The organism is Hymenobacter endophyticus (genome assembly GCF_032464715.1).
Taxonomy (GTDB): Bacteria; Bacteroidota; Bacteroidia; order Cytophagales; family Hymenobacteraceae; genus Hymenobacter; species Hymenobacter endophyticus.
This window is the reverse complement of the sequence record NZ_JAWDJT010000005.1, coordinates 134520-148564: the sequence shown is the minus strand read 5'-3', so window position 1 is coordinate 148564 and position 14045 is coordinate 134520. Positions and strand designations below refer to the sequence as shown.

The window sequence follows — 14045 nt, the reverse complement described above, 5'->3', positions numbered from 1 at the left end:
CGAACAACTTAGTTCAGGCTCCGGTACCGCACCCGCTTGGGCTCCACGTCGCCGAGGCGCTTGCGCTTGGCTTCCTCGTAGTCGGAGAAGTTACCCTCGAACCACACCACCTGTGAGTCGCCCTCGAAGGCCAGGATGTGGGTAGCCAGGCGGTCCAGGAACCATCGGTCGTGGCTGATAATCACGGCGCAACCGGCGAAGTTCTCCAGCGCGTCTTCCAAAGCCCGGATGGCGTTTACGTCCAAGTCGTTGGTGGGCTCATCGAGCAACAGCAGGTTGGCGCCCTGCTTGAGGGTGGTGGCCAGGTGCACCCGGTTCCGCTCCCCGCCCGAGAGGCTGCCGACTTTCTTTTCCTGGTCGCCGCCCCGGAAGTTGAAGTTGCTCACGAAGGCCCGGGAGTTCACCTGCCGGCCGGCCAGCAGCATGGTTTCGGTGCCGCCCGAAATGGTTTCGAACACCGATTTGTTGGGGTCCAGCGTGTCGTGCTGCTGGTCCACGTAGGCCGTCTGCACCGTGGGGCCCACCACGAACGTGCCGGCATCGGGCTGCATCTGGTCGGTGATGAGGCGGAACAGGGTGGTTTTGCCCGCGCCGTTCGGCCCGATGATACCCACGATACCGCCCTGGGGCAGCTGGAAGCTCAGGCCATCAAACAGCAGCTTGTCGCCGAAGGCCTTCCGCAGCCCCTCGGCCTCAATCACTTGGGAGCCCAGGCGCGGACCATCCGGGATGAACAGCTCCAGCTTCTGCTCCTTCTCGCGGGAGTCCTCGTTCACCATTTTGTCGTAGCCGGCGAGGCGGGCCTTGCTCTTGGCCTGGCGCGCCTTCGGGGCCATGCGTACCCATTCCAGCTCCCGTTGCAGGGTTTTCTGGCGCTTGCTCTCAGTTTTTTCTTCCTGAGCCAGGCGGTTCGACTTTTGCTCCAACCAGCTGCTGTAGTTGCCCTTCCAAGGAATACCCTCGCCCCGGTCCAGCTCCAGAATCCAGCCGGCCACATTATCGAGGAAGTATCGGTCGTGGGTTACGGCAATTACGGTGCCTTTGTACTGCTGCAAGTGCTGCTCCAGCCATAGCACGCTCTCGGCGTCCAAGTGGTTGGTGGGTTCGTCCAGCAGCAGCACATCGGGCTCCTGGAGCAGCAGGCGGCACAGGGCCACGCGGCGCTTTTCCCCACCCGAGAGGTTGCCGATAACAGCTTCCTCAGGGGGCGTGCGCAGGGCATCCATGGCACGCTCCAGCTTGTTGTCGAGGTTCCAGGCGTCGAGCTGGTCGAGGCGCTCCTGCACGGTACCCTGGCGCTCCAGCAGCTTGTCGAAGTCGGCATCCTCGGCCCCGAAGGCTTCGTTGATTTCGTCGAACTCCTTGAGTAAAGCTACCGTTTCGGCCACGCCTTCCTCTAGTACCTGGCGCACGGTTTTGGTGGCGTCCAGCTGGGGCTCCTGCTCCAGGTAGCCCACCGAGTAGCCCGGCGACCATACCACGTCGCCCTGAATCTGCTTATCCTGGCCGGCAATGATTTTCAGCAGGCTGGATTTACCCGAGCCGTTGAGGCCGAGCACACCAATTTTGGCCCCGTAGAAAAACGAGAGGTAAATGTTCTTGAGAACCTGTTTCTGAGGCGGGTACACTTTGGTTACCCCCGCCATGGAGAAAATAATGGTGGGTTGGTCGGACATAGTCAAGAGTTGGTCAGAGGTCAGATAATACAGCGGCAGCCTTGCTGGTTTGCCGGGGCTTTCTATTTTGCAGAACAGTAGACGGGCTTCGGGCTGTGGGTGCAAAGCCCGAAGCCCGCCTACTGCAGCGGCTACCAGCCGGGCAGTCATAACCGCAGCGGCGGCGGGTGCGTAGCTTGTTCCGGTAGCTCTGGCAGGGCTTTCAGCCAAAGGTAGGCAGGCCACGCTAACATTCCGAAGCTTTGGCCAAGCTGAAGAATTACCGCACAACCCGTAAACTTGTACATCTTTCCGGCCCCAACTCCGTCCTTTTCACCTATTCGCTCCCCCGCTATCTATTTATGGACTCACAAGACCACTTACTGGCCGAAGCCCGCCGTTATGGCTACATCGAGGGCGACCAGGTGTGGCTTCGCCCGCTCCTACACCTGCCCGCTCGCCAGGTGGGCCAGGTAAAAGAATCTGCTGATGCTTCACTGGCCTATTTTGCCCAACGCTTCACCCTGTTTCGCTCCAAGGTAGAAGAGCTGCTGCAGAAAATTGAGGAATCCGACAACAAGGGCTCTTACCTGATGAAGGCCCTGCACCTCAAGGAGCAGGTAGGCTCCTACGATGCGCTTGGTGACTTTGAGAGCCTGCACCACCGCCTTACCGAGGCGGAGGAAGCCATTAAAGTAACGGTAAACCGCAACCGGGAAAAAAACCTGGCCACCAAAATCGGACTGATTCAGGAGGCCGAGGCTCTCCACGACACCATCGACTGGCAAGCTGGCAGCGACAAGCTGAAAGACCTGCGCCAGGGCTGGATCAAAACTGGCCCAGTAGAAAAACAGCTGGTTGATGAACTGGAAGCCCGTTTCCAGACCGCCGTTGATGCCTTCTTCGCCCGCAAAAAGGATTTCCTGGCCGAAAAGAAGGCCATGACCAATCGGGTATATGACCAATACAAAGACCTGATTCATAAGTCAGAGGCGCTGCAGAACTCTCCCGATTTCGAGGAAACCACCCGCAAGCTGAAAGTACTGCAGCAGCAGTGGAAAGAAATTGACGGCTCCTTGCCCCGCAAGCAGGCCAACGACCTCTGGACCCGGTTTCGGGCGGCCCACAACCACTTTTTTGAGCGCCTGAAGGTACACATCGAAAGCAAGCGCCAGGAGCAGCAGTTCACGCCCACGGGCAATACCGGCGAGGATAACCTCAGCCGCAAGCGCGCCTTGGTAGCGGAGGCTACGGCCCTGCTCAACCGCCCCATGCAGGAGGCCGTAGCTCGGGCCAAAGAGCTGCAGGCGGCCTGGAAAAAAGTGGGCCCCGTGCGCGGCGAAGAATCGGACCGGGTGTGGGAGCAGTTTATTCTGGCCTGCGACAAAGTATTTGAGATGAGTGCCTTGGAACACTACATGCGCAAGCGCCCTGTTACCCCGGAAACCAGCAGCCCGCAAAGCCAAGCGGCCCTGCGCGTGCAGGCGTTGCAGGAGTTCATCAAGTTTGACAAGCAGGAGCAGGAGGTGCTCAATGAGAATTTGGGCAAACTCAACGACTCCCCCGGCAACGAAGCATTCCGGACGATGCTGCAAGGCAAAATCCGGGCTTTCGACCGAAAAATCCGCACGAAAAACGAGTTGATTTCCATCTTCCAGCAGCAGCAGGTTGGCTAGCCCAACCCTAACCCGTATTTTACGTTGTCGTCAGCAACCTGCGCAACGCCGAACCGGTAACGGTGTCAGTCCTGACCCAACGGCCGGATTTTTGCTATCGGCATTTCACCTTTTGACCACATTTTTTTAGTAGCACACGACTATGTACTGGACTCTAGAACTCGCTTCGTACCTGGAAGATGCTCCCTGGCCTGCAACCAAGGATGAGCTTATCGATTACTCTATCCGTTCGGGTGCGCCCATGGAAGTGGTAGAAAACCTCCAGGCTCTGGAAGATGACGGTCAGCCCTACGAGAACATTGAAGAAGTTTGGCCGGATTATCCGACCAAAGAAGACTTTATGTTCAACGAAGACGAGTATTAGTAGTTAGTGCCTAGTGCTTGGTTATTAGTGCATAGCATTATTACGATGCGTTTTTTTGCCTAAGTACTTAGCACTATGCACCAAGCACTATCAATACACAACCTGATTGCGGGGTATGGACAGCGCGTCCTGCTCCGCAATTTGTGTTTTACGGTGTCCGGGCCTGCGTTTGTGGCCATCATCGGACATAACGGCTGCGGCAAAACTACCCTGTTTCGCGCCCTAACCGGGCAGATTCCTTATCAGGGCCAAGTGCAGGTGTTGGGCCGGGAGTTGCGTGCCCAGCGGCGGCCGGCGGCCAGCGGCTTGCTGGCGCATTTGCCCCAGCGGGCCAGCGTGGAGTTTTCTATTCCGGTGCGCGAGCTGGTGGTGATGGGCCGTTTCCGTCACCACCGTTTTCTGGGAGGCTACACCGCGCAGGATTATGCCCTCGCCGATGCCGCCCTGGTTCAGGTAGGAGCTGCTCACCTGGCTCAGCAGGATTTTATGCTACTGTCGGGCGGGGAGCAGCAGCTTGTATGGCTGGCCCAGCTAAGCCTGCAGGATGCCCAGCTGTATTTGCTGGACGAGCCTACCCAACAGTTGGACGTGTACTACCGCCGCCGGGTATTTGCCTTGCTGGAAAGCTGGGTACAGGCGCATAATAAAACTATTCTCTGCATCACCCACGACCTGGAAAACCTGGCGGAGCTGCCCGGCTACCTGCTCAACCTTTCGCGCCCTGTTCCCGCCCTTCTGCCCCTCTCGGCAGCCACAGTTCAAACGGAACGGGCATTTCTGGAAAGCGAAGAGAGCCTCCACGTAGTGAAATGGGGTGATGATGTAATGAGGCAAGGCTCTACTTGCGCAAATTGAGCCCTACCTCACAATTCACCACTTCACTATTTCACCTTTGCCCCGGCCGGCCCCGGAGTAGGTGGCCAATGGAGCGCAGAAACGGCCAGGGCGTCACGGAGTTCATGATCTGGAAGTTTTCAGCCCAGGAAGTTCGCTCGTCGAGAAAGTCGAAAATTCGCTCCACTGGATTACGCTGAAATAACTGTGTGAATATATCCCGGGTACGCTCCCCTTGGCGTTGCATGATATCCAGAAGAAGCGTATCGAATAGCCGAAATTGCCACTGGTCGCCGGTTAGGTTTTGTGGTGGGCGGCCCGTGGCGGCTAAAGCAGCCGTAAGGCGGGCCGAGTGCGCCTGAATACGCTTGAAGGCATAACCAGTGCTGGCTTTGGCCCGTCCGGCCCTGGTTCCTAGATTAATGATGTGCGCGCCGTCGTGGGCCGGTAACGGGTGGTCGGTCATTGGGATGGCGCCGGCTTCCTGGGCCACTATGCGGTAAGGACGCCCACCTAGTTGCTCCACCAGATATCGGCGCAGTTCTGCTTCGTACTCTTGCTTGGGCAGCGTGGTGGCTGAAAACAGGGTGTACTCTACCAGCGCCCGCCGCTCGCTAAACGGCAGCACATACATGAAGCGGGCTTCCTGGTACTGCTCCTCCCGGAAGTCCATGAACTCCTGTGTTTCCGGGTTGAAAACGTCCTCCTCCGTTTCTACTTCCCAGCCCACGAAGTGCTGCAAGAGGTAGTGGTAACGGCCGGGTTGCTGTAGCTGAGCCAAATCCGGCGGCCGACTATCAAAAGCATACCGGCCCTGAAAATCACCCTGGGCAGTGCGCGCCACAGCCCCAACCAGCGTATTTTCGAGGCCCGTCACAGCAGCCTGAATTCGCGTAACCTGCGGGTTAGCGTCCAGGGCAGCGTGTACAAACCGGTAAAAATCCAGTCCTCTGATCATCTTGTAGCGGTGGCGCCGCAATGGAAACACTTCCGCGTAGCCGGGGCTACGAAAGGCAATCTGCGTCCACTCGTGAACCACAATACTATCAAACAAAGTAGGCGCATCGGTCCAGAAAGACCAGGTCCGGTCGTTCTGGGTTTTGGCCTCTGGTTCCAGCAGCAATACCCGCTTGCCGGCCAACCGCGGCTCTTGGCTAATATGATAGGCCAAGCTCAGGCCGGCTGCCCCCCCGCCCACAATCAGGTAATCATATTCGGGGGCAAGTGGCGAAGAAGTTTGCACAGTAGAAGGCTGAATGGCTTGAAGCAAATCGTAAACAAAAGAACACGAAAAAAGGCTACCTCCGCAGAGGCAGCCTTTTTTCGTGTCTTGACCAACGGGGTCAGGTAAGCTCAATCGAACTGCACAGCTCCTCTACCCTTTTCAGGCCTGAGCTAGCTACAAAATCCGCGGAATCCGTCAAAAAATCCGCGTAATCAGTGGTCTTAGAAGTTCGGCGACAGGAGGTACTTGCTGTAGAAATCATCGATAATTTTCACCGCCGACTCCGCATCATCCACCAGCTGCACCAGGTTCATGTCCTCGGGCGAGATGTTGTGCTCATCCTCCAGCATTACCTGCTGAATCCAGTCGAACATGCCCTGCCAGTACTTGGTGCCCACCAGCACGATGGGGAAGCGGCCGATTTTCTTGGTCTGAATCAGGGTAATAGCCTCAAACAGCTCATCCAGCGTACCAAAGCCGCCGGGCATGCCAATGAAGCCCTGGGCGTACTTCACGAACATCACCTTGCGTACGAAGAAGTAGTCGAAGTTGATGATTTTGTCGGGGTCGATGTAGATGTTGTTGAACTGCTCGAAGGGCAGCTCAATGTTGAGGCCCACCGATTTGCCGCCCTCCGAGTGGGCACCTTTGTTACCGGCTTCCATGATGCCGGGGCCGCCGCCCGTGATAACGCCGTACCCATGGCGCACCAGCTTGGCCGCAATTTCCTCGGCCATTTTGTAGTAGGGGTTCTCGGGTTTGGTACGGGCCGAGCCAAAAATGGACACGCAGGGCCCGATCTTGGACATCTTCTCGAAGCCCTCCACAAACTCGGCCATCACCTTAAAGATCTGCCAAGAGTCGGCAATCTTAATTTCATTCCAGTCTTTGTCCACAAAGGCCCGACGGATGCGCTGCTCGTCATCTACCTGCACCGTGCGCTCCCCGTGCGTCTGCTCGCGGATGTCACTGATGGTCTTAACCTTATTATCGTTGACGTTGGGCTGCACAATGGTCTGACCACTGCCGGCATTCAGTACTTCATCCGCCACTTTCGTGCGGCTGGTTTTTTTGAGCTTCGCCATAGGAGCTACAAGAGGAATAGGGTGCAGAGGATGCGTACGCATGGGCGCAGGCAGTTACTGTGGGAATTTCTCCGCACCGGGTAAACAATGAAAAAAGGCAAAAAGAAAGCCGCCCCCACGGAAGAAGAGGGCGACCCAAGGTAGCGACCGGCAAGTTAACAATTTGTTAACATTACGCTACGGTTTAAGGGGAATGTGAGAACGTGGGTAGTGCTACGACCCTCCACATTTCCACATTCCTCACATTCCCCACATTTTACTGCGCCCGAATGGCAATAACCGGATCGAGGTTAGAGGCCAGTACTGCCGGAATGATGCCCGCCAGCACCCCAATCACCACGGATACTGTTAGCCCCAGGGAGATATTACCCACCGACAAAAACAGCGGCAGCGCGTCCTGCGGTAGTAGCGTAATCAGAAACACCAGCAGGATGCCGGCCCCGCCGCCCAATAGGCACAGAAATACCGCTTCGAACAGAAACTGGAACAGCACGAAGTAGTTTTTGGCCCCCAACGACTTCTGGATACCGATGATATTGGTGCGCTCCTTTACCGACACGAACATGATGTTGGCAATGCCGAAGCCACCTACCAGCATGGCAAACCCGCCAATGACCCACCCCGCAATGCCAATCACGGAAAACAGCTGCGTAATAGCGTTAGCCAATAGCTCGGGCCGATTCAGCGCGAATGAGTCTTCCTGCCGGGGTTTCAGCCCCCGAATAACGCGCATACTGCCCTGGATTTCGGCTTCCAGGTTCAGCAGGCCGGGGTCATCGTCGCGGCCTTTCACAACAATGGTGGCCTGAGCGCCCCCCATGCCGTTGCTGCTCATCTGGAATATTTTGGTGAAGGCGGCGAAGGGGATGTAGCAGTTGGTGTCGTTGCTGGGCGTATCCAGCAGCTTTTTGCCCTCTTTCTGCATTACACCAATAATGGTGAAGCGCTGGCCTTTCGCCTTGAACTCCTGGCCCAGGGCCGAGCCGTTGGGGTACAGCCCCTGGGCAATGGAGTAGCCTACCACGGCCACGTTACGCGCCGCATTCATTTCCTGCTGGGTAAAGTAGCGCCCCTCCACCACCGGTACATCGGACACACGCCGGTAATCGAAGCTGATACCCTGAATGGCGCAGTCGCTCACCGAGTTGGAGCCCGACTTGAGAATGTTACCGCCCGTAGCCGCGAAAATGGCAATACCGTTGTGGCTTTCCGGATTCAGCGTGCGTTGGATTTCCCGGAACTCGCGGACGGTAGGCACAGGGCGGTTAAAGTATTTCCACCAGGGGTAATCTCCCCCGAATGCCCAGGGCCATTTCTGCACGTAAATCACCTTGTCGCCCACGAAACTCATGCTGTCGCGGATGTTTTTCTCCAGCGAATCCACCACGGTAAACACGGCAATAATGGCGAATATGCCCACCGTAACGCCGAGCAGCGACAAGATGGTACGCAGCAGATTGGACTTGAGAGCTTGCCACGCAAAGCGGAAACTTTCCAGGGTAAGGCGCAATGCTTTCATGCGGAGCGAAGGTTCAGCAAGGGGCGTGGAAAGGGCAATAAGCAGATTTCAGGCGAAAAGTAACGATTCTTCCGAGGATTGTGCGTACTTTCGCGGCTCAATTTTTTCTATTAGGTTCCCCACCTATTGCCCTGTCTGGCCCATGAAGCTTTCTGAGTTCAAATTTGACCTGCCTGAAAACCTGCTGGCACAGCACCCCGCCAAAAACCGCGACGAGTCGCGCCTGATGGTGTTGCACCGCGACAGTGGCAAAATAGAGCACCGCACCTTTAAGGATATTCTGGAGTACTTCACCGACGGCGACGTGTTCGTGGTGAACGACACGAAGGTGTTTCCGGCCCGCTTGTATGGCAACAAAGAGAAAACCGGCGCCCAGATTGAGGTATTCCTGCTGCGCGAGCTGAACAAGGAAATTCACCTCTGGGACGTACTGGTGGACCCCGCCCGCAAAATCCGGGTAGGCAACAAGCTGTACTTCGGCGAGTCGGATATGGTAGCGGAGGTAATTGACAACACTACTTCCCGGGGACGCACCATCAAGTTCCTGTTCGATGGCCCGGACGAGGAGTTCTACAAAGCCCTGCACGATTTGGGCGAAACACCCATTCCAAAGGAATTCATCACCCGCGAAACGGAAGCTGCCGACAAGGAGCGGTACCAGACGATTTACGCCAAGAATACCGGCGCGGTAGCGGCCCCTTCGGCGGGCTTGCACTTTACCCGTGAGGTAATGAAGCGCCTGGAAATCAAAGGAGTAGAAGTAGTTCCGGTAACGCTGCACGTTGGCCTGGGCACCTTCCGCACCGTGGACGTGGAGGATCTGACCAAGCACAAAATGGACTCGGAAAACTTCATCGTGCCGGCGGAATCGGCCACGGTGGTGAACCACGCCCTGGACGCCAAAAAACGCGTGTGCGCCATCGGCACCACCTCTATGCGGGCCATGGAGTCGTCGGTATCGGCCAACTCGCGGCTGAAGCCCACCGTAGGCTGGACAGACAAGTTCATCTTCCCTCCGTATGATTTCAAAATTGCCAACTGCCTGCTCACCAACTTCCACACGCCGGAAAGCACGCTGATGATGATGGCTTCGGCCTTTGCCGGGCATGAGCTGCTGATTGAAGCGTACCAGACGGCCATTAAGGAGAAATATAAGTTCTTCAGCTACGGCGACGCCATGCTGGTGCTGTAAGCCGAAGAGCTGTTTTTATTGAAAGTCCGGCCGTGTAACCACGGCCGGACTTTTTATTTTTACTTTTTAACGCTTCAGTTGACGCGTGGCAGGAGCCGCGCGCAGCTCTTCACCTTCTATCTTGCCCGTGGCAGCATCTGTTTCCGTATCCACAGCCGCCTCTTCGCGCGTTGCCATACTTGTAGCGGGCGGCAGTGGCACCCGCATGGGTGCCGACCGGCCCAAGCAGTTTCTGGAGCTAGCCGGGGAGCCGGTGTTACTGCACACGCTGCGGCGGTTTGCGGAGCCCTCTTTGCAGGTTTCGAAAATAGTGCTTGTGTTGCCCACTGAGCAGTTTGCTACCTGGCAAGTTTTGTGTGAGCAGTATGCCATTACGATACCCCACCAGGTAGTGGCAGGCGGCGCCACCCGCTGGGCTTCCGTGCGCAATGGGTTGGCCTCCCTCCCTAACAGAGAAAAGGGAGTGGTAGCGGTGCACGATGGAGTGCGGCCACTCACACCTATTGCCGTAATAGAGGCTACTTACCAGGCTGCTTACAACCACGGCGCAGCGGTAGCCGCCGTAGTTCCCAAAGATTCGGTGCGGGGGCTAAACCAGCAGGGCTCCTATGCCCTGAACCGCAGCCGCCTACGGTTGGTACAGACGCCGCAGTGCTTTGGCCTGGAACTACTGCGCCGAGCTTACCAGCTACCGGAACTCACCACGTTTACCGATGATGCCAGCGTGGTAGAGGACTTGCACCCGATTCACCTGGTGGAAGGCGACTACCGCAATATCAAAATCACGACCCCGGAAGATTTGCTGCTGGCTGAAGCTCTGCTCCGGCATTGACACCGCTCAAGCTGGCGGCTACGTAGCCGAAACCAGCGCGCCCGCATACGACAACCGCCCCGGACACTAGGCGTCCGGGGCGGTTGTCGTATGCGGGGATGAATCAGCTGCTACAAGTTGATGTAGTCTACGTCAATTTCGCCGGTTACTACATTGTAGCGGCCGCCTACCCAGCTTTCTGTTCCGTCCTGCGTTCGGAACTCCAGGCTGAACGGATATACTCCATCACAACCCTGCGTACCAACTATTACGTTGGTTGGCTCCCAGCTCCGGCCGTAGGCATAAAGCCGGGCCTCTCGCACAATACGGGCCCGAATAGTGGTAGTAGGCGCCACGCACGTTGGGGTGTACCCGCCACCGCCCGTACCGCCGCCACCGCTCGGGCAGTCACCATCGGGGCAGTAGGGAGCTACGTTGTTGGCTGATTGTTTCGCCGATACGGGTGCTACGCTTTCGGGAGTTAGGGAGCAGCTGGCCAGAAGCAGAGAACCGGCCGCCAGCACGGTTTGCACGAGAGAAGAGCTTTTCATGGATGAATTGGGTAACGTGGAAGGATGGGCCAAATAGCCAACTAATTAGCCTACCAACCAAGGACTAACCTCGCGCGTTTGTGACATGTTGCCAGGCCAATCATTCCCAGAGTCTTCTGACGAAAAGCTTTTTATTCCACTCAAAGCAGTTCTCTCGGGCCAGGCCCGCTTATAGGCGGCCGCCTACCCGAATGGTACGCGTTACTCCGCCCACCGTAACGGTGGCAATATTGTCGCAGGCCTGCGTACCGGTGGGGTCGTAGTTGAGGACCAGGTCCTTTTCTTTGGAGGTAAGAATGTTTACCGTTCCGGCCACGAACGTGCGGGCACAACCAGCCTGAAATTTCTTGATGAGCGGCTGCTGCACGGTAGCCGTGTAGCTCACGCCCCGCCGGTTGGTACCCGAAGTCTGGCCCGTAACCCGGTACTCGTCGTCGGTGATGGTGCGGGTAGCGGCGCCGGCCGTGCGGGTATACAGCCGCTGTGAGGTCCAGGAGTGCGTCCCGGCCGTGGTGGTAATGCTGGCATTCTGCACATCCAGGCTCCAGGAGCCCTGTCCTTGGTTGGTGATGATGCGCGTACCGGTGTGCAGATTGTCGTTGCGGTAGTAGTTAACCAACGTGATGGTGACCGTAGAGCCCGCCTGCCGGTAGGGGCCGCTGAACACGGCCACAATTTTGCCGCGTCGTGCTACTCCGTTGGGGCCGATGCAGTTGACGGGGCCAAAATCCAGAGTAAGGGTGCGGGTAGCCGCCTCGTAGGTGCGGGTGAGGCAGGGTCCGGCCAGGCGGGTCAGGTCGGCGGGCTCAGCGGCGGCGCTGCCGTTGAGGGCCGCATCCGTGGGTGAGCCGGCTTCTACCATATCGGCGGCCGTAGCACTTTCATCTTCCGCTAAGCTCTGGTCCTCCGCCGATGCGGCGGCGTCAATGGTGGCTTGGGGGTCGGCGGATTTGTTGCAGGAGGCCAGCAGTAGTGCGGCAGCAGCCAGCACGGATAAACCGAAGGAGCGGAATACGGGACGTTTCATGGGAGTGAGAGAAAAAGTAAAGCGTGAAGACCAGGCGAAATGGGACAGTACTAAAAGAGCTCTTTTGCTGGGTTGGAGAAAGAAACTACTGCGGAGTTTAATGTACTCGGGAACTTTTTTTACAAATGTGCAGCCCAACCTCACCACCTAAGTCGCGTATAGTTTCACACCCCACCTCATTTTGTAACCCACTGTGTGTATGCTTATTTCCGGTCGTGTATGCGGCTTATTGCTAGTATGCCTGGCGGCCTGCTCGAGCCCCGAAAGCAACAAAGACCCCGTTTTCGAGGCCAAATTCCAAAATGAAAAGCGTATTGGGGAAGAAGCCATAACCAAACGGCAGATCCGGGATGCGGAGTACGTGGTGGATGCCGCCAGCCGAAAGATGTTGCTCCTGGAAATAAGCCAACTAGCCACGCGTAAAGCCGCTTCGCCGGACACCCGCTACACCGCCCAGAATGTAACTGCCCAAACCACCACTTTACTGGGCGGACTCAAGGCACTGGCTCAGCAGAAATCCATTACCCTGCCCACCGGCCTCAGCGAAGCACAGGGTACCCAAGCCGGGGAGCTGACCGCCCTCAACGGGGCCGCATTCGACCAGAAATACCAGGAAGTGCTCAGCGCCGTGCTTGATACGGACGAGGACGCGGCCGACAATATCAAGGACGATGCCTATGATGCCGACTTACGCGCCATTGCGGCCCAGCATGTAACCGTGCTGCAGGACCTTGACCGGGCCGCCAATGCCCTACACGATAAACTGAAGCCCTGATTTTTCCCTCTATTCTTTCATTTCCTTTCCTCACCGACACATGAAATTCCGCTTTCTTTCCCTTCTGACTTTGAGTGCCGGCCTACTGCTGGCTAGCTGCAATAATGCCGAAAAGCGCACCGATGGCACCGCCGGCGAAGCCGTAAGTGACATGGACAAGGCGGCCGAAGATGGCGGCGTACAGGCCGATGCCGTCGTAATCGACAATAACGCTGGCCCAACTGTTACGGCCGATGCCGACTCTGCTATGGCAGCCGATTCGTCGGGCATGGCAAAGTAACATGCCACCCTTACACTGCTCTACAACTTCTCTTCTGACTACTATGAAACGCTTGTTTTTTTCTGCTGCCTGTATCGGCCTGCTCGGCCTGGGTGCCTGTGGCTCTACCACCACCGATACTGCCACAACTACCACTGACGGAGCCACTGCCGACGGTGCCGCCACCGATTCGGCCGGCGCCATGGCTGCTATGCCAGCTGGCGACTCGGCCATGTCGGATGCCAATGGCCCCACCGCTCCCCATTCTACCGACCCAGAGTTTATGCAGTCGGCCGCCCACAGCGACCAAAACGAAATTCAACTCAGCAAGCTGGCGCTGGAGAAAGGCGTAACGGGCATGGCCAAAACCCACGCCAACCAAATGATTACCGACCACACCAAGTCGACGGCCGAGCTAAAGCCCATTGCCCAGAAGAAAGGGGTAACCCTACCAACGGACATGGATGCGGAGCACAAGGCTATTGCCGAGCAGATGCGCGGCTTGTCGGGGCAGGACCTGGAGAAAAAGTACCTGGAGCAGATGACGCTGGACCATCAAAAAACAGCTAACACCATGATGGCCCACCAGAAAATGACTCAGGATGCCGAACTCCTAGGCTTCATTAGCAAAACGCTTCCCGTGGTACAGTCGCACCTGACTATGTTCAAGCAGCATAGCACTATGTAAGCAGGCCTCCCGGCTGATGCGTTGACAGACATCAGCTGCAGTCCAATTCTTACCTCGTAGAAAAGCCCGTTAGGTACATCACCTAACGGGCTTTTCTACGAGGTAAGAACCGTAATATTGAAGCTACCGACGCGCGGTATAATTCTCTGCTGAAGGCAATAGTAGGCCTTTTTTGCTGGCAGACTGAGGCGTTGCGGACAGGTTTTCCGCCGAAGTAGCTGCGGAGTTAAGCGTTTCGGGTGACGCCACTGAGCGGGCAGTTACCTCTTTGCCGGTTTGAGTTGCCGCGAAAGGCTTGGGCGGTGAAACGTAGATGGCAATGGCCAGCAAGGCCGGGAAAACAAGAACTTTCATACGGTGGGAGTGCGGGTTGGAGCCATAATG

Annotated in this window: 15 protein-coding genes; 8 read left to right on the top strand and 7 right to left on the bottom strand. The window is 57.0% G+C overall.

Annotated elements, in window-relative coordinates; translation table 11 throughout:
* Nucleotides 1-8 precede the first annotated feature (8 nt).
* Nucleotides 9-1676: an energy-dependent translational throttle protein EttA gene (gene ettA, locus ROI90_RS10010; RefSeq protein WP_315998204.1), complete on the bottom strand. Its 1668-nt coding sequence runs from the start codon at nt 1674-1676 to the stop codon at nt 9-11.
* 341 nt (nt 1677-2017) lie between these two features.
* Between ettA and ROI90_RS10005 the strand changes: the two genes are divergently transcribed.
* The 3 genes from ROI90_RS10005 (at nt 2018) to ROI90_RS09995 (ending at nt 4550) form a co-directional block, all read left to right on the top strand.
* Nucleotides 2018-3331 carry a DUF349 domain-containing protein gene (locus tag ROI90_RS10005; protein WP_315998203.1) on the top strand — a complete coding sequence of 438 codons (1314 nt, stop codon included), beginning with the start codon at nt 2018-2020 and terminating at the stop codon, nt 3329-3331.
* Nucleotides 3332-3473: 142 nt separating this feature from the next.
* Nucleotides 3474-3695: a DUF2795 domain-containing protein gene (locus tag ROI90_RS10000; protein ID WP_019948259.1), complete on the top strand. Its 222-nt coding sequence runs from the start codon at nt 3474-3476 to the stop codon at nt 3693-3695.
* Nucleotides 3696-3770: 75 nt separating this feature from the next.
* Nucleotides 3771-4550 carry an ABC transporter ATP-binding protein gene (locus tag ROI90_RS09995; protein ID WP_315998202.1) on the top strand — a complete coding sequence of 260 codons (780 nt, stop codon included), beginning with the start codon at nt 3771-3773 and terminating at the stop codon, nt 4548-4550.
* Between the two features lie 31 nt (nt 4551-4581).
* On the opposite strand, the gene ROI90_RS09990 is transcribed toward ROI90_RS09995, so the two are convergent.
* The 3 genes from ROI90_RS09990 to ROI90_RS09980 form a co-directional block, all read right to left on the bottom strand.
* Nucleotides 4582-5772 carry a lycopene cyclase family protein gene (locus tag ROI90_RS09990; protein WP_315998201.1) on the bottom strand — a complete coding sequence of 397 codons (1191 nt, stop codon included), beginning with the start codon at nt 5770-5772 and terminating at the stop codon, nt 4582-4584.
* A 203-nt stretch (nt 5773-5975) separates the two neighbouring features.
* On the bottom strand, nt 5976-6839 hold the full coding sequence (locus ROI90_RS09985; protein ID WP_315998200.1) for an LOG family protein: 864 nt from the start codon (nt 6837-6839) through the stop codon (nt 5976-5978).
* Nucleotides 6840-7095: 256 nt separating this feature from the next.
* The gene (locus tag ROI90_RS09980; RefSeq protein WP_315998199.1) at nt 7096-8358 is read right to left on the bottom strand and encodes an ABC transporter permease; all 1263 of its coding nucleotides are present in this window, start codon (nt 8356-8358) and stop codon (nt 7096-7098) included.
* A gap of 142 nt (nt 8359-8500) precedes the next feature.
* On the opposite strand from ROI90_RS09980, the gene queA reads away from it, so the two are divergent.
* Together queA and ROI90_RS09970 are read left to right on the top strand one after the other, a co-directional pair.
* Complete coding sequence (gene queA / locus ROI90_RS09975) at nt 8501-9550, top strand: tRNA preQ1(34) S-adenosylmethionine ribosyltransferase-isomerase QueA (RefSeq protein ID WP_315998198.1); 1050 nt, start codon at nt 8501-8503, stop codon at nt 9548-9550.
* A gap of 127 nt (nt 9551-9677) precedes the next feature.
* Entirely contained in the window at nt 9678-10382 is a 705-nt protein-coding gene (locus ROI90_RS09970) for a 2-C-methyl-D-erythritol 4-phosphate cytidylyltransferase (RefSeq protein WP_315998197.1), read from the top strand.
* Between the two features lie 110 nt (nt 10383-10492).
* On the opposite strand, the gene ROI90_RS09965 is transcribed toward ROI90_RS09970, so the two are convergent.
* A complete protein-coding gene (locus ROI90_RS09965; protein WP_315998196.1) occupies nt 10493-10912 on the bottom strand; it encodes a hypothetical protein in 420 nt (139 codons plus the stop codon).
* Between the two features lie 169 nt (nt 10913-11081).
* A complete protein-coding gene (locus ROI90_RS09960; RefSeq protein WP_315998195.1) occupies nt 11082-11939 on the bottom strand; it encodes a hypothetical protein in 858 nt (285 codons plus the stop codon).
* Nucleotides 11940-12138: 199 nt separating this feature from the next.
* On the opposite strand from ROI90_RS09960, the gene ROI90_RS09955 reads away from it, so the two are divergent.
* The 3 genes from ROI90_RS09955 (at nt 12139) to ROI90_RS09945 (ending at nt 13661) form a co-directional block, all read left to right on the top strand.
* Nucleotides 12139-12714 (top strand): DUF4142 domain-containing protein, encoded by a 576-nt coding sequence (locus ROI90_RS09955; protein ID WP_315998194.1) that lies wholly within the window; start codon nt 12139-12141, stop codon nt 12712-12714.
* A gap of 70 nt (nt 12715-12784) precedes the next feature.
* Entirely contained in the window at nt 12785-12994 is a 210-nt protein-coding gene (locus ROI90_RS09950; RefSeq protein ID WP_315998193.1) for a hypothetical protein, read from the top strand.
* Between the two features lie 43 nt (nt 12995-13037).
* Nucleotides 13038-13661, top strand: a complete 624-nt coding sequence (locus ROI90_RS09945; protein WP_315998192.1) for a DUF4142 domain-containing protein — start codon at nt 13038-13040, stop codon at nt 13659-13661.
* Between the two features lie 123 nt (nt 13662-13784).
* On the opposite strand, the gene ROI90_RS09940 is transcribed toward ROI90_RS09945, so the two are convergent.
* On the bottom strand, nt 13785-14015 hold the full coding sequence (locus ROI90_RS09940; protein WP_315998191.1) for a hypothetical protein: 231 nt from the start codon (nt 14013-14015) through the stop codon (nt 13785-13787).
* Between the last annotated feature and the right edge of the window lie 30 nt (nt 14016-14045).

Coding starts and splice junctions, on each gene's coding strand:
- queA (WP_315998198.1), top strand. CDS start 8,501: ATGAAGCTTTCTGAGTTCAAATTTGACCTGCCTGAAAACCTGCTGGCA.
- ROI90_RS10000 (WP_019948259.1), top strand. CDS start 3,474: ATGTACTGGACTCTAGAACTCGCTTCGTACCTGGAAGATGCTCCCTGG.
- ROI90_RS09980 (WP_315998199.1), bottom strand. CDS start 8,358: ATGAAAGCATTGCGCCTTACCCTGGAAAGTTTCCGCTTTGCGTGGCAA.
- ROI90_RS09945 (WP_315998192.1), top strand. CDS start 13,038: ATGAAACGCTTGTTTTTTTCTGCTGCCTGTATCGGCCTGCTCGGCCTG.
- ROI90_RS09960 (WP_315998195.1), bottom strand. CDS start 11,939: ATGAAACGTCCCGTATTCCGCTCCTTCGGTTTATCCGTGCTGGCTGCT.
- ROI90_RS09955 (WP_315998194.1), top strand. CDS start 12,139: ATGCTTATTTCCGGTCGTGTATGCGGCTTATTGCTAGTATGCCTGGCG.
- ROI90_RS09995 (WP_315998202.1), top strand. CDS start 3,771: ATGCACCAAGCACTATCAATACACAACCTGATTGCGGGGTATGGACAG.
- ROI90_RS09965 (WP_315998196.1), bottom strand. CDS start 10,912: ATGAAAAGCTCTTCTCTCGTGCAAACCGTGCTGGCGGCCGGTTCTCTG.
- ROI90_RS09985 (WP_315998200.1), bottom strand. CDS start 6,839: ATGGCGAAGCTCAAAAAAACCAGCCGCACGAAAGTGGCGGATGAAGTA.
- ROI90_RS09940 (WP_315998191.1), bottom strand. CDS start 14,015: ATGAAAGTTCTTGTTTTCCCGGCCTTGCTGGCCATTGCCATCTACGTT.
- ROI90_RS10005 (WP_315998203.1), top strand. CDS start 2,018: ATGGACTCACAAGACCACTTACTGGCCGAAGCCCGCCGTTATGGCTAC.
- ettA (WP_315998204.1), bottom strand. CDS start 1,676: ATGTCCGACCAACCCACCATTATTTTCTCCATGGCGGGGGTAACCAAA.